At 52.5% G+C, this 14,297-nt stretch carries 15 protein-coding genes; 13 read left to right on the top strand and 2 right to left on the bottom strand.

Features of this window, described 5'->3' with window-relative positions; all coding sequences use genetic code 11:
- Positions 1–8: 8 nt before the first annotated feature.
- The 8 genes from hemE to B3P58_RS18715 all read left to right on the top strand — a co-directional run bounded on the left by hemE (position 9) and on the right by B3P58_RS18715 (position 8,103).
- Positions 9–1,076, top strand: a complete 1,068-nt coding sequence (hemE, locus tag B3P58_RS18750; protein ID WP_225692406.1) for a uroporphyrinogen decarboxylase — start codon at positions 9–11, stop codon at positions 1,074–1,076.
- Between the two features lie 231 nt (positions 1,077–1,307).
- Positions 1,308–4,103 (top strand): monovalent cation/H+ antiporter subunit A, encoded by a 2,796-nt coding sequence (locus B3P58_RS18745; RefSeq protein ID WP_286719694.1) that lies wholly within the window; start codon positions 1,308–1,310, stop codon positions 4,101–4,103.
- Positions 4,103–4,426 (top strand): Na+/H+ antiporter subunit C, encoded by a 324-nt coding sequence (locus tag B3P58_RS18740; protein WP_145470755.1) that lies wholly within the window; start codon positions 4,103–4,105, stop codon positions 4,424–4,426. The genes B3P58_RS18745 and B3P58_RS18740 overlap by 1 nt, the downstream gene beginning before the upstream one ends.
- A 2-nt stretch (positions 4,427–4,428) precedes the next feature.
- Positions 4,429–5,949 carry a monovalent cation/H+ antiporter subunit D gene (locus B3P58_RS18735; RefSeq protein ID WP_286719690.1) on the top strand — a complete coding sequence of 507 codons (1,521 nt, stop codon included), beginning with the start codon at positions 4,429–4,431 and terminating at the stop codon, positions 5,947–5,949.
- Entirely contained in the window at positions 5,946–6,431 is a 486-nt protein-coding gene (locus B3P58_RS18730; RefSeq protein ID WP_225692409.1) for a Na+/H+ antiporter subunit E, read from the top strand. The genes B3P58_RS18735 and B3P58_RS18730 overlap by 4 nt, the downstream gene beginning before the upstream one ends.
- The gene (locus B3P58_RS18725; protein ID WP_145470761.1) at positions 6,425–6,709 is read left to right on the top strand and encodes a K+/H+ antiporter subunit F; all 285 of its coding nucleotides are present in this window, start codon (positions 6,425–6,427) and stop codon (positions 6,707–6,709) included. The genes B3P58_RS18730 and B3P58_RS18725 overlap by 7 nt, the downstream gene beginning before the upstream one ends.
- 5 nt (positions 6,710–6,714) lie before the next feature.
- A complete protein-coding gene (locus B3P58_RS18720; protein ID WP_145470763.1) occupies positions 6,715–7,074 on the top strand; it encodes a Na+/H+ antiporter subunit G in 360 nt (119 codons plus the stop codon).
- 93 nt (positions 7,075–7,167) lie between these two features.
- Positions 7,168–8,103 (top strand): chemotaxis protein, encoded by a 936-nt coding sequence (locus tag B3P58_RS18715; protein WP_286719684.1) that lies wholly within the window; start codon positions 7,168–7,170, stop codon positions 8,101–8,103.
- Between the two features lie 46 nt (positions 8,104–8,149).
- Here the strand turns inward: B3P58_RS18715 and radA are convergent, their stop codons facing one another.
- Positions 8,150–9,520 (bottom strand): DNA repair protein RadA, encoded by a 1,371-nt coding sequence (gene radA / locus B3P58_RS18710; RefSeq protein WP_286719682.1) that lies wholly within the window; start codon positions 9,518–9,520, stop codon positions 8,150–8,152.
- A gap of 179 nt (positions 9,521–9,699) precedes the next feature.
- Here radA and B3P58_RS18705 point away from each other — a divergent pair, with 179 nt between their 5' ends.
- The 5 genes from B3P58_RS18705 to B3P58_RS18685 all read left to right on the top strand — a co-directional run bounded on the left by B3P58_RS18705 (position 9,700) and on the right by B3P58_RS18685 (position 13,457).
- Positions 9,700–10,971 (top strand): bifunctional O-acetylhomoserine aminocarboxypropyltransferase/cysteine synthase, encoded by a 1,272-nt coding sequence (locus B3P58_RS18705; RefSeq protein WP_225692412.1) that lies wholly within the window; start codon positions 9,700–9,702, stop codon positions 10,969–10,971.
- Positions 10,972–11,032: 61 nt separating this feature from the next.
- A complete protein-coding gene (locus B3P58_RS18700) occupies positions 11,033–11,686 on the top strand; it encodes a hypothetical protein (RefSeq protein ID WP_145470771.1) in 654 nt (217 codons plus the stop codon).
- A 36-nt stretch (positions 11,687–11,722) separates the two neighbouring features.
- Entirely contained in the window at positions 11,723–12,457 is a 735-nt protein-coding gene (locus tag B3P58_RS18695; protein ID WP_145470773.1) for a hypothetical protein, read from the top strand.
- Positions 12,454–13,122 carry a hypothetical protein gene (locus B3P58_RS18690; RefSeq protein ID WP_145470775.1) on the top strand — a complete coding sequence of 223 codons (669 nt, stop codon included), beginning with the start codon at positions 12,454–12,456 and terminating at the stop codon, positions 13,120–13,122. The genes B3P58_RS18695 and B3P58_RS18690 overlap by 4 nt, the downstream gene beginning before the upstream one ends.
- Before the next feature lie 101 nt (positions 13,123–13,223).
- Positions 13,224–13,457 carry a TIGR02647 family protein gene (locus B3P58_RS18685; protein ID WP_145470777.1) on the top strand — a complete coding sequence of 78 codons (234 nt, stop codon included), beginning with the start codon at positions 13,224–13,226 and terminating at the stop codon, positions 13,455–13,457.
- 27 nt (positions 13,458–13,484) lie between these two features.
- On the opposite strand, the gene B3P58_RS18680 is transcribed toward B3P58_RS18685, so the two are convergent.
- Positions 13,485–14,213 (bottom strand): 16S rRNA (uracil(1498)-N(3))-methyltransferase, encoded by a 729-nt coding sequence (locus tag B3P58_RS18680; RefSeq protein WP_286719674.1) that lies wholly within the window; start codon positions 14,211–14,213, stop codon positions 13,485–13,487.
- Between the last annotated feature and the right edge of the window lie 84 nt (positions 14,214–14,297).

The following is a 14,297-nucleotide window of genomic DNA, read 5'->3' as shown; positions in this document are numbered from 1 at the left end:
GGTATTCCATGTCTGAACTGAAAAATGATCGCTTTCTTAAGGCTTTGCTCCGTCAACCGGTTGACCGCACTCCGGTGTGGATGATGCGCCAGGCCGGGCGTTACCTGCCGGAATACCGCGCCAGCCGTGCTCAGGCCGGTGACTTTATGTCGCTGTGTAAGAACCCTGAACTGGCCTGTGAAGTCACCATTCAGCCACTGGACCGCTTTCCGCTGGATGCGGCGATCCTGTTCTCTGACATCCTGACCATTCCCGATGCGATGGGACTGGGTCTGTATTTTGAGACTGGCGAAGGCCCGCGCTTCAATAAAATCATCCGCACCGAAGCCGATGTGCAGAGTCTGAACGTGGTGAATACCGCCGCCGATCTGGATTATGTGCTGAAAGCGGTTTCCACCATTCGCCGCGAACTGAATGGCCGCGTACCACTGATCGGTTTCTCCGGTAGTCCGTGGACGCTGGCGACCTATATGGTTGAAGGTGGCTCGTCGAAAGATTTCCGCCACGTGAAGGCGATGATGTATGACACGCCGGAAGTGATGCACCAGCTGCTGGATGTACTGGCAAAATCTGTGATCGATTATCTGAATGCGCAGATCAAAGCCGGTGCCCAGGCGGTGCAGATCTTTGATACCTGGGGCGGCAGTCTGAGTGATGTGGCTTACCGTGAATTCTCGCTGAAGTATATGCAGCAGATTGTGGCTGGTCTGATCCGCGAACACGATGGCCAGAAAATTCCGGTTATTCTGTTCACCAAAGGCGGTGGTCAATGGCTGGAAGCCATGGCCGATACCGGTGCCGATGCGCTGGGCCTCGACTGGACAACGGATCTGGGTAACGCCCGTGGTCGCGTGGGTAACCGGGTGGCGCTGCAGGGTAATATGGATCCGTCTGTGCTGTACGCTTCACCGAAAACCATCCGTGCCGAGGTTAAACGCATCCTCGACAGCTACGGCAATGGCTCTGGCCATGTGTTTAACCTGGGTCATGGCATTCATCAGTTTGTCGATCCGGAACATGCCAAGGCCTTTGTTGAGGCTGTGGTTGAGTTAAGTCCTGAGTACCACCAGGGCTGAGCGCGACGATTATCCCTTAGCTATCCGGGCCGGAGTTTCGTAGGGAACTCCGGCTTTTTTATAACTGTATGATTTCTTTGTATTTATTCTGGTTATCTGGTTAGGCACGGCTGACAATTCTTTGCATCGCAATGTCGCCTTTTGTGTAGCGCGGGCGCTGATCATGCTATCTTTTGGCGGTTCAGGTCATGGTGGATGACCGTCACCTTCAGGTATGAGGCTTTCATTTTTATGAATCTGCTCTGGATTCCGTTGCTGCCATTGCTGGGAACTTTGGTGCCATTACTCAGCTATCGCTTTGGTCGTACGGCGACGGCCGCGCTGACCGCATTACTGCCGGCGATATCACTGATTCTGGTGGTACAGGCTATTCCGGCGGTTTTTGCCGGTGAGGCTTTAACCTGGCAGGCCAGCTGGATTCCGCAGATTGGCCTTAATCTGGCCTTTCATCTTGATGGTCTGGCTCTGCTGTTCAGTCTGCTGATTCTGGGGATTGGTCTGCTGGTTATTCTGTATGCGCGTTATTACCTGTCTGATAACGATCATATGGGGCGCTTTTATTCGTATCTGATTCTGTTTATGACCGCCATGCTCGGCGTGGTGCTGTCGAATAACCTGCTGCAGCTGTGGTTCTTCTGGGAGCTGACCAGTATCAGCTCCTTTCTGCTGATCAGTTTCTGGTCACATAAGACCGATGCCCGTAAGGGTGCCCGTATGGCACTGACCATCACCGGTGCCGGTGGTCTGGCTTTGCTGGGCGCGTTGATTCTTATTGGTCAGACGGTGGGCAGCTACGACTTACGAACCGTGTTGGCGAGTGGTGATGTACTGCGTGAGAGTACGGTGTATCCGGTCATTATTGTGCTGTTCCTGCTGGGAGCGTTTACTAAGTCAGCACAATTTCCGTTCCATTTCTGGCTGCCGCATGCCATGGCGGCACCGACGCCGGTTTCCGCCTACCTGCACTCGGCCACTATGGTGAAAGCCGGTGTATTTTTGCTGGCGCGTTTTTATCCGGTGCTGGCGGATACTGATCTGTGGTTTGTGATTGTCAGTATGGTGGGTCTGGCTACCTTGCTGCTGGGCGCTTATACCGCTTTGTTCAAACACGATTTAAAAGGACTGCTGGCGTATTCCACCATCAGTCATCTGGGTCTGATTACGCTGCTGTTTGGTCTGGATACCGAGCTGGCGGCCATTGCCGCGGTATTCCATATTATTAACCACGCAGTATTCAAAGCGTCATTATTTATGGCGGCGGGGATTATTGACCACGAGTCCGGTTCGCGTGATATGCGTCAGCTGAATGGTCTGTGGAAATATATGCCGTATACCGCAACGTTAGCGATGGTGGCTGCAGCATCCATGGCGGGCGTTCCTTTGCTGAATGGCTTCTTATCGAAAGAAATGCTGTTTGCCGAAACTCTGCATCAGGCCACGCTTGGGTCGTTATCCTGGTTGATTCCATTGCTGGCAACCATTGGTGGAGCACTGGCGGTGGCTTACTCGCTGCGTTTTATTCACGACGTATTTTTTAATGGCGAACCCATTAATCTGCCACGCACTCCACACGAGCCTCCGCGTTATATGCGTGTACCGGTAGAAATTCTCGTTGTGCTCTGTCTGCTGGTCGGTATCGTCCCTGACTTTGCCGTTGGTGATTTATTAAATGCGGCTGCCAGTGCTGTGCTGCATAAGCCGCTACCGGATTTCAGTCTGGCGGTATGGCATGGTTTTAACGGCCCTTTGCTGATGAGCCTGCTGGCGGTGGCTGGTGGCGCTACGCTGTATTATAACCGCCGCCATCTGTTTGCCTTTCAGGGGCAATTTGCCGACTTCGATGCAAAAATCGAATTTGAAAAAGGCATTCAGTGGACCACTGAGAAAGCCGCCGTTATTCACCGCTGGCTCGATAATGCCTCACTGCAGCGTTATGTTTTCCTGCTGATTATATTCTCGCTGTTTGTTACCGCCTGGCCGCTGCTGCAGCTGGAAAATGCTCAGGGCAGCCGGCCACAGTTACCGGTTAATGGCATAGTGCTGGTGGCTGCCGGATTGCTGATTATCGGCACACTGGCAACGGTAATTTTCAGTCATCTGCGCTTACTGGCGCTGATTATGATTTCTATTGTCGGCCTGATTGTGGCTATCGCCTTCGCTTACTTTTCTGCTCCCGATCTTGCCCTGACTCAGCTGTCGGTAGAGGTGGCGACCATTATCCTGTTTTTGCTGGCGCTGTATTTTCTGCCACAGAAAACGCCACTGCGTGACAGCTCACCACGGCGGATTGTGCGTGATCTGAGCATTGCCTCGCTGGTGGGTGCAGTGATTGGTACTCTGTGTTACGCCATGCTGACCCGGCCATTGCACAGTATTTCCGAGTTCTTTATTGCCAACAGTAAAACCGGCGGTGGCGGCACCAATGTGGTGAACGTGATTCTGGTGGACTTCCGTGGTTTTGATACGCTGGGTGAAATTACCGTTCTGGCGATTGCCGGTCTGGGTATTTATAAACTGCTGGCCGGAATGCGCTTATACGTTCCTGCTGCAGATTCTGAAGGCCGGCCATGGGCTAAAGATAAAAACCCGATGATGCTGGCGCTGATTTCACAGAGCCTGTTGCCACTCGCTTTGCTGGTGTCGGCTTATATTTTCCTGCGTGGCCATAACATGCCGGGCGGTGGTTTTATCGCGGGCCTGATTACCGCCATTGCTTTAATCCAGCAGTACATCGCTCATGGTGTGGCATGGATGAAAATCAGACTGAATTTCCCGTATCACTGGCTGATTGCTGCAGGTTTACTGTTGGCAACGTTCTCTGGTTTGGGTAGCTGGCTGTTTGGCCAACCCTTCTTAACCACCTGGTTTGATTATTTTTCGCTGCCCTGGATTGGTAAATTCGAACTGGCCAGTGCCATGGTATTTGATTTAGGGGTTTATTTTACGGTGATCGGTGCAACACTTCTGATTCTGGCAAACCTTGGTCAGCTAACCACCAGTGAGCGGCCACTGCCGGGAGGAAAATAATGGAAACAATTTATGCAATCTGTGTAGGGATAATGACTGCGGGTGGTGTGTTTCTGGTGCTGCGTGGTTATACCTTCGCGGTGGTGCTGGGGCTGACACTGCTGTCTTACGCGGTCAATCTGTTCTTATTTGCCAGTGGACGTCTGGTGATTAATGGCGCCGCAATTCTTGGGGAGTCGGAAGTGTATGCCGACCCCTTACCACAGGCGCTGGTATTAACTGCGATTGTAATTGGTTTCGCCATGACGGCCTTTGCACTGATTCTGGCACTGCGTGCCCGTGCTGATCTGGGTAATGATCAGGTTGATGGAGATAACGACTGAATATGCTGCAGCATCTGATCTTTTTCCCGGTTTTATTGCCTCTGCTGGCAGGTATCTTTTTATTGCTGCCACCACTGCATGGGCATGTTCAGCGTCAGCGTGTGACCGTATTTCTGGTCAATATTCTGCTGCTGGTCAGTGCCGTGCTGCTGTTGCAGCAAAGCCTGCAGCACGAACCGCAAATGTACATGATGGGTAACTGGCAGGCGCCGTTTGGTATCGCTCTGGTTAACGATAAGCTGGCGGCCATTATGTTGCTGCTCAGTGCAGTGTTGGGCTTTGCCGTACATTTATACGCCTGCGCCGGCGATGATCAGCGAGGACCTTTTTTCCATCCGTTGTTTATGTTTCAGCTGATGGGGATTAACGGTGCATTTTTAACCGGCGATGTATTTAACCTCTTCGTATTCTTCGAAATTCTGCTGATCGCTTCATACTCGTTGCTGATCCATGGCGGTGGTAAGCAGCGGACTCAGGCTGCCGTACATTATGTGTTTCTGAATCTGGTGGGCTCGGCCTTTTTCCTCTTTGGTCTGGGAATTATTTACGCCACTTTCGGCACGCTCAATCTGGCCGATATGGCGCATAAAGCTGCGCAGCTAAACAGTGAAGATGTCGCACTGGCAAAAGCGGGCGGGCTGTTATTACTGGTTGTATTTGGTCTTAAAGCCGCGTTATTACCTCTGCACTTCTGGCTGCCGCGCACTTACGCCCATACCTCCACACCGGTTGCCGCGTTGTTTGCCATTATGACCAAGGTGGGCATTTACAGTATCTGGCGCGTGCATACGGCGGTGTTCGGTGAATTTGGTGGTGAACTGGCAAATATTGCCATCAGCTGGTTGTGGCCGTTGGCACTGGCAACGTTGGTTGCCGGCATTATCGCTTTGCTGGCCAGCCAGACACTGAAAATGCTGGCGGCTAATCTGGTGGTGGTTTCTGCGGGTTCATTGCTGCTGACGATTGCGCTTAATACTCCGCAGGCAACCGCCGCGGGGTTGTATTATTTAATTCACAGCACGCTGATGGCCGCTGCTTTGTTCCTGATTGCGGGCCTTGTACATGAACAGCGCGGGCAGGCACAGGATCGTTTTGTGCGTTCGCGTCCGGTTAACCAGCCGGCACTGCTTGGCGGCTTATTTTTTATCGCAGCCTTGGCATTAATCGGTATGCCACCGCTGTCCGGTTTTGTTGGCAAAATCATGTTATTGCAGGCTGCGGGCGCGGGAGCAGACGCTGCCTGGATCTGGCCGCCACTGCTTATTTCCGGTCTGGCAGCGCTGATTATGTTTTCCCGTGCGGGTACCACTTTATTCTGGCGTGTGCAGGGAACGTCACAAAATCAGGTTATGGCACATCCGCTGCAGATTACAGCGATCGTTGTGTTATTGCTGACGTCGCCTTTGATGGTGATCTGGGGTGGTGCTCTGACAGATATGACGATGGCCGCTGCCAATGAATTACACCGGTTACCCCAGCCGTTGAGTCCGGCGGTAAGCACAGTGCAGGAGGTGCTGAAATGAAACGCTGGTTACCGATGCCACTGCACACTTTACTGCTATTGCTGGTCTGGCTGTTACTGAATGGTTTTTCTGCCGGGCACTTTGTTCTCGGTGGCTTTCTCGCCTGGCTTATTCCGCTATTAACCGCACCTTATTCGGATCATCAGAGCCGGGCCGGAAAGCCACTGGTGGTTATCCGTTATGTCCTGCGTCTGTTGCTGGATATTGTGTTGTCGAATATTGATGTCGCACGGCGGGTGCTGAAATCCAACCGGAGCCTGCAGCCGGGCTTTGTTGCTTTTCCCCTGGCACTGCAGGGGGATTTTCCGCTGACGGTTTTAGCCAGTACGATTTCCCTGACTCCCGGTACGGTGAGTGTGGATTTTTCCGAAGATAAACAGTGGCTGTATATTCATGCATTGCATATTACCGATGAGCAGGCACTGATTAACGATATTAAGCAGCATTACGAAAAACCCCTGCAGGAGATATTTTCATGCTGAGCCTGACAATATTGCAGGGTGCCGTTTTACTGACATCGACTCTGGTTGTGGTGGCGCTGATTTTAAATATCTGGCGTATGTTGCGTGGTCCGGATATCACTGACCGTATTCTGGCTCTGGATACGCTTTACATAAACAGCATTGCGCTGATTATCCTGCTTGGCCTGTATAACGGTTCGGCCCTGTACTTTGAAGGCGCACTGCTGATTGCCATGCTGGGTTTTGTCAGCACGGCGGCGTTGTGTAAATACCTGTTGCGTGGCGACATTATCGAGTAATGCTTATGGAATCTGTAGTACATATTATCGCTGCGGTGCTGTTGTTAACCGGTGGTTTCTTTGTTTTTGTCGGCTCTGTCGGCCTGTTGAAACTGCCTGACTTTTTTACCCGCCTGCATGCACCAACCAAAGCGACCACAATGGGTATTGGCGCGATTCTGCTGGCCTCTATGGTACTGACAACCATGCGCGATGGTCGTCTGAGCATTCATGAGCTGGTCATCAGCCTGTTTTTGTTTATTACCGCGCCGGTATCTGCGCATATGTTGGCCAAGGCGGCACTGCATCGCCGGGTGAAATTGCTTGATCACAGCAAAAATGCACAATTGGCACCGAAGGCGGCAGAGCAGAAAACACCGGAGTGATTTTCGCCGGGCAGATTACAGATCATTGCTATACTTATCAGTATATAGTCTGAGAAGATTCTGCCGTCTGGGCAAATCACCACCGGAATCAACATGCGTAATGGCAGTCAGTACCAGCAATCCCAGGGGTTGCTGCTGTTTAAAATCAACGAACGGCAGACCTTTGGCCTCGGCACTCTTAAAGTAAAAGAAATTGTGCCCTGGCAGCCATTAACTTCTATTCCACAATCCCATGCAGTTGTTGCCGGTACGGCTTATATCCGTGGTGTTACTATTTCGGTAATCGACCTGGCGGCTGCTATTGGTTATCGCCCGGTCAGTCCGGCAGAAATGAAAGACTGCTTTATTATTATTACCGACTGCCAACGGCAGAATGTTGGTTTTCTGGTGCGTAAAATTGACCGCATTATTGACTACAGCTGGCGCAATATCAGCCCGCCACCCAGTGCTGCCGGGCGGCATATTTATTCCACCGGTATTATTGAGTATGACAAGAAGCTGATTCAGCTGCTGGATATTGAAATGGTGCTGTCGACCATCTTTCCGGCCGACGAAGAAACATTGCATGCTGATATCAGCCGTGAAGAGCAGAGCCGCTTACGCATGCATCCTATTTTACTGGTGGATGATTCCAGCGTCGCACGCCGGCAGCTGGCGGAAGCACTGAATCATGTGGATGTGCCGTTTGAGGTTTGCTCCGATGGTAAGCAGGCGTTAACGCTGCTGACCGACGCTGCAGCACGCGGTACACCGTTCGATATTCTGGTCAGCGATATTGAGATGCCGGGGCTGGATGGTTATGAACTGGCTTTTGAAGTGCGTAATAACAGCACGACTCAGGGCATGTACATTATTCTGCACACCTCGCTTTCCAGCGAAATCAGCGTCGACCGTGCCCATCAGGTGGGTGCCAATGAAGCGCTGACGAAATTTGATGCCGCCGAACTGATTCATGCCATGCTGCGTGGTGCTGAGCAGGTTGAACGCGGTGATGTGATTCCCGGTGTGGAAAGCCGCCGCCAGAATTAAAACGGATTCCTGCGACGATTTCCCTGCCGGCTTATCAGCGCTGCTGTTAAACGGCGTTGATGGCTTCCTGTAATTTATCCACACCAATAATGGTCATGCCGGGTATTGCCTGACGCGGAACATTGGCTTTCGGCACGATAGCGCGGGTAAAGCCATGTTTTGCGGCTTCTTTAATGCGTTCCTGACCGGAGGGCACCGGCCGGATTTCTCCGGATAAACCCACCTCACCAAACACGATTAATTCCTGCGGCAATGGCTGATTACGGAAGCTGGATAACGCTGACAGTAACAAGGCCAGATCGGCAGCGGTTTCTCCGACTTTTACCCCACCCACCACGTTGATATACACATCCTGATCCCCCAGATGCACGCCACCGTGGCGATGCAGTGCTGCCAGTAATAAATTCATGCGGTTCTGGTCGAGGCCAACGGCCACCCGTTTCGGATGACCAAAGTGGCTGTCATCGACCAGCGCCTGAATTTCGACCAGCAACGGCCGCGTACCTTCCCAGATCACCATCACCACGCTGCCGGCGGCGGGCTCTTCGCTGCGGCTTAAAAAGATCGAACTGGGGTTTTTGACTTCTTTTAAGCCGCTGTCGAGCATGGCAAAGACGCCCAGCTCATTAATGGCACCAAAACGGTTTTTAATACCGCGCAGGGTACGGAAGCGGCTGTCGCCGGAGCCTTCGAGCATGATCGAGCAATCGATCATATGCTCCAGCACTTTCGGCCCGGCCAGGGTCCCGTCTTTGGTCACGTGGCCGACGAGAAATAAGACGGTGTTGGTTTGTTTGGCGTAGCGGGTCAGGGCCGCTGCGCTTTCACGTACCTGTGACACGCTGCCCGGTGCCGATTCCACGCCCTCAACGTGCATCACCTGAATGGAGTCGATCACCACAATTTTCGGCTGATGCTGCTGCAGGGTGTTAATTAAGCGCTCGACGCTGGTTTCGCTCAGCATATTCAGCTGGTCGGTTGGCAGGCCTAAACGTTTGGCACGCATGGCTACCTGTTGCAGGCTTTCTTCGCCGGTAACGTATAAAGCGGGCATATTCCCGGCCAGCATGCACATAGTCTGCAGCAGGAGTGTGGACTTACCAGCACCGGGATGGCCGCCGATTAAAATGGCCGAGCCCGGCACCAGACCGCCGCCCAGTACCCGGTCAAATTCCAGCATGCCACTGCTGATACGCGGTACTTCGGCCAGATCGACATCGGCCAGACGCTGAATTCCCTGACTGCCCGCGGCGCCGGCATAACCTGCGTAACTGGCATCACGGGACGGGGTTTTGGATGACGATACAACAAATTCCTGCAGCGTATTCCAGGCACCACAGTCGGTACATTGCCCCTGCCATTTGGCGTGTTCAGAGCCACAGTCGTTGCAGACGTAAGCGGTTTTTTTCTTGGCCATAGCGATTTCTGTGCAATAAGCGGAAGGGGAGAGTGTAAGGCATTGCGCGTTCAGCGTCAGGGCCGTTACGTGTTCATCGTCAGGCTCGGTAAAGAGGCTGCATTCTCCCTATGGCGGCGCGGTACAAATTGTTAAACTCCCTGCTTTCCGTCAAACCTGACAATAAGGATAAGATCAGCATGAAAATTGAAACTCAGGCGATTCACGCCGGCTTTGCGGATGATCCGACAACCCGTGCCGTTGCGGTGCCTATTTATCAGACCACTTCATACAGTTTTCGCGATACTCAGCACGGTGCTGACCTGTTTGACCTGAAAGAGCCGGGTAACATTTACACCCGCATCATGAACCCGACCAACGATGTGCTGGAACAGCGCGTTGCCGCGATGGAAGGCGGTATCGCCGCGCTGTGCATGGCATCCGGTATGGCCGCCATTACCGCCAGCATCCAGACCCTGGCCCGTGCCGGCGATAACATCGTCAGCGTCAGCCAGTTATACGGCGGCAGCTATAACCTGTTTGCCCACACTTTCCCGCAGCAGGGCATCGAAGTACGCATGGCCTCCGGTGATGACGTTGCTGCACTGGAAGCGTTAATTGACGATAAAACCCGCGCATTATTCTGTGAGTCGATCGGTAACCCGGCGGGTAACGTGGTGGACATTCAGGCGCTGGCCGATATGGCGCACAAACATGGCGTACCGGTCATCGTCGATAACACCGTTGCCACCCCTTACCTGTGCCGTCCGTTTGAATTCGGTGCCGATATTGTGGTGCATTCGCTGACCAAATACATCGGTGGTCACGGTACCACCGTTGGTGGCGCGATTGTCGATTCCGGTAAATTCCCATGGAAAGATAACCCACGCTTCCCGCACTTTAACCAGCCTGATCCGTCTTACCACGGCGTGGTGTATGCCGATGCCTTTGGTGACGCGGCCTTTATCGGTCGCGCCCGCGTGGTGCCGCTGCGCAATATGGGTGCAGCCCTGTCGCCGTTTAATGCCTTTATGATTCTGCAGGGGCTGGAAACTCTGGCTCTGCGTATGGATCGCCATGTGGAAAACGCGCAGAAAGTGGCTGAATATCTGGCCGCCCATGAGCAGGTTTCCTGGGTGAATTATGCCGGTCTTAAAACCAGCAAATACCACGAACTGGCACAGCGTATGCTGAATGGTAAGCCATCGGCGATTCTCAGCTTTGGTATCAAAGGCGGTGCCGAAGCCGGCGCTAAATTTATTGATGCCCTGCAGATGATCAAGCGTCTGGTAAATATCGGTGATGCCAAGAGTCTGGCCTGTCATCCGGCAACCACCACACACCGTCAGCTGAATGAAAAAGAACTGGCATCCGCCGGTGTCAGCACCGATCTGGTCCGTCTGTCGATTGGTATCGAGCACGTTGACGATATCATTGCCGACGTTGAGCAGGCGCTGAAAGCTGCTCTCTGAGCAGGTTGTATCTGAAAACGTCCGGCGCTGTGCGCCGGACATTCTCCGGAGTTTTTTGGTTATGTCTTTTGGTCAGTTTATTGCCCTGATCTGCACCGTACTATCACTCGGCACCATTGCCGTGACTTATGCCGTTGGCGTAAACGAAGGTACTGCTGTTGCCTGTAATCCTTTCTTTGATGGCTGTACTGACATTACCCATACCGGAATGAAAGGCGATGCCGGATTTATTTTCCGTGGTGGCATGATTGCCGGCTGTGCATTTTTTATTGTCTGGTGGCAGGTAATGCGTACCTGGCTGGCCGGACACAGTGGCCGTATGGCTTTAAATGCCATGCAGTTTTTTGGTGTGATCGCTGCTGTTGGTTTATTGGTCGGGACTGCGGTGCTGGTGCCGGAAAAAGACGCAACCCGCTGGGGTGTGCATGTGCGTGGCGCGAATCTGTTTTTTCAGGGCATGCTGATTGCACTGACAATTAACTATGTATTGATTTTCCGCGCCCGTAAGGCCGGACTGGAAGTGCCGTCGTTTATCGCCAAAAGCGTACTGATGGCGATTCTCTGGCTTATGTTTGTCGCCTTTGCCGGTGTGACTGTTGGCGTGGAAATGAGTAACGGCAAACGCATTATCGAGTGGTGGGCCACGCTCTTTATCGGCCTGTACTTTTTGACCTCTTATTGGGACTGGCAACGGGTTCGTCTCAGTCATTATTAAACCGCAACTGTAAAATAACGGAACAAGGATGTTGTTATGACCTTACCGCAACGAACGGCGCTGGTAGCTTGCCTGCTGCCAATAATTACTATTGCGCTGAGTTATTTTCTTACCGTGCAGGGCGGACATAAGCCCTGGTGTATTCCCTATTTTGAGGGGTGTACCACCATTACCGCGACCGGTATTTATTATCCGGCGGCCTATGTATTCCGCGCCGGGTTAATCAGTGCCGCCGTAGTGTTTATTCTCTGGTGGTATTGCGTGCGCGCCTGGCTGGAAAGTGTTGGCCGCCCTGAACATCATCCGTGGATTCACCGTATTGTTACTTTCGCCATTATTGCCAGTATGCTGCTGATCGCCTCCATTGCGGTGCTGGGAGAGCATATGCTGCCGCCTTCTGATCATCGTTTTTTATGGCGTTTTCACACGGTGACGGCGGGGTTGTTTTTTCTGGTAACGGCGTTGTGTCAGATCATGATGACGCTGCGTATGCGTCAGTTGCAGCGTGAGCTGAATATTAAATTCAGCCGTATTGCCAGCAAACAGATTCTGGCGGTTTTGCAGTTGTTATTACTGGCAGCCTTTGTACTGATTCTGCTGCTGGATTTAAAAACCGATGGCGTGGAAGAGATTTTTGAATGGTGGCTGGCAACCTTCAGTTGCTTATATTTTTACACTACCTTCCATGACTGGCGCGATTTCCGTCTGACCCGGCGGGAAAAAGAGCTGGCGTTGCAACAGGATGAAACTCTGCAGGAGGTGACCGCATGACTTTACCGCAACGCGTTGCCTTAGGCAGTTTCTGGTTATCACATCTCACCTTCTGGCTGACTCTGGCGCTGAGCATGGCCTGGGGGGTAACCGATATTTGTATTCCTTATCTGACCGGCTGTACCAGCATTACCGCTACAGGTATCCCCGATCCGCAGGCGTTTATTTTTCGCGGTGGTTTAATTGCTGCCTGCGTTCTGTTTATTGTCTGGTGGTACTGCATGCAGGCCTGGCTGATTGAAATTGCTCCTGAGCGGCCGATCTGGACGGTACGTTATATGGTAACCGCCGGCATTATCAGCTCGGTCTGCCTGATTATCGCAACAGCAGTATTAAGGCCCGATAAAGGCAATTTACCCTGGATATTGCATACCGTTGGTGCGGCTTTATTTTTCCTGATTTCACTGATGGTACAGACGCGTATCACCTATTGGCTGAAACATCTGGCCAAGCGTGGTGTGGATATTGGTTCCAGCCTGCCGCAGAAATTTATTCTGGTGTATGCCCAGTGGTTTTTCCTTGGGGTAATGATCGTGCTGCAGGTTGCCGATAGCGATGATCGCTGGAAAAACGTGGTTGAATGGTGGATGGCGTTGTTGATAGGGCTGTTTTACCTGACCAGCTATCGTGACTGGGCGGATTTTCGCCTGACAGATACAGAATAACTGACCGGAATCATAGCTCCGGCGGCGGCAGCGGTTTATGCTGTGTTTTCCTGGCGGGTGTATTGAAACCGCTCACTGACAAGAACAAGAGGACAGACCCTATGCCGATTTCTCAGGATTTACTGCAGGAGATGAATCTGCTGGCACAGTTTGATCTGCACAGCATGCAGCAGGGAATTAAAGTACATTCTGATGCCGCGCCGGAAATTGTCGCTGCTGCACGGCGGTTGTTTGATAAAGGCCTGATTGATCAGGCTGATGGTGGTTATCTCACCAGTCTGGGACTGGATGCCGCCGAGCATGTGCAGAACGTTTTACAGATATTGCGCGGCTGAGTTCTGAAATCTCAGCTGAGCGTCTGCTCAGCTGAAATCTCCCCACTGAAACTGAAACACGCTCAGCGCTGCAAGGGCTGCGGTTTCGGTACGCAGAATTCGCGGGCCCAGTGTCAGTCCGGCAAAGCCGCTGCTCATGGCCATTTCCACTTCCTGTTCACTGAATCCACCTTCCGGTCCGACCAGCAGGGCGACGCTTGCCGGCTGCGGATAGTCACGCAGTGGTTTCTGCCGGTGAGGATGCAGTAACAGACGCACATCGGCGTTATTGTTTTTTGCCCAGTCGGCAAAATATTGCGGCTGATGAATGGTTGGAATGCGGTTACGACCACTCTGCTCACAGGCAGAAATCGCCACTTTCTGCCAGTGCTCCATTTTTTTATCCAATCGTTCGCCTTTTAAACGGACTTCACAGCGCTCACTCCACAGCGGGGTAATATCGCTGATGCCCAGTTCGGTCGCTTTCTGAATGGTGAAATCCATGCGGTCACCCTTGGATACCACCTGCCCAAGTTGCAGCTTAAGTGGGGTATCTGCTTCACTGCGCAGAATGTCGCCAACCAGCACCGACGCACTTTTTTTCTGCACATCACACAGTTGTCCGGCGTATTCATGGCCGTCACCATTAAACAGGCGGACAGGATCGCCGTCGTTCATGCGCAGCACACGGATCAGGTGGGCAAAGGCCTGATCATCCAGTTCAGTGCGCATACCGCTGCTGAGAGCGGCGGCAGAATAAATACGGGGGCCGGACATAATGAACGGATTCCTGCAGAAGGTAGAGCTCTGCATGATAACAAAAAAGTGCAGAAATCAGAGAGTGGACAGAGAATCGGGCAG

The organism is Thalassolituus sp. UBA2009 (assembly GCF_002335285.1).
Classification (GTDB): Bacteria; Pseudomonadota; Gammaproteobacteria; order Pseudomonadales; family Oceanobacteraceae; genus Venatoribacter; species Venatoribacter alkanivorans.
This window is presented reverse-complemented; position numbering and strand designations above follow the sequence as displayed.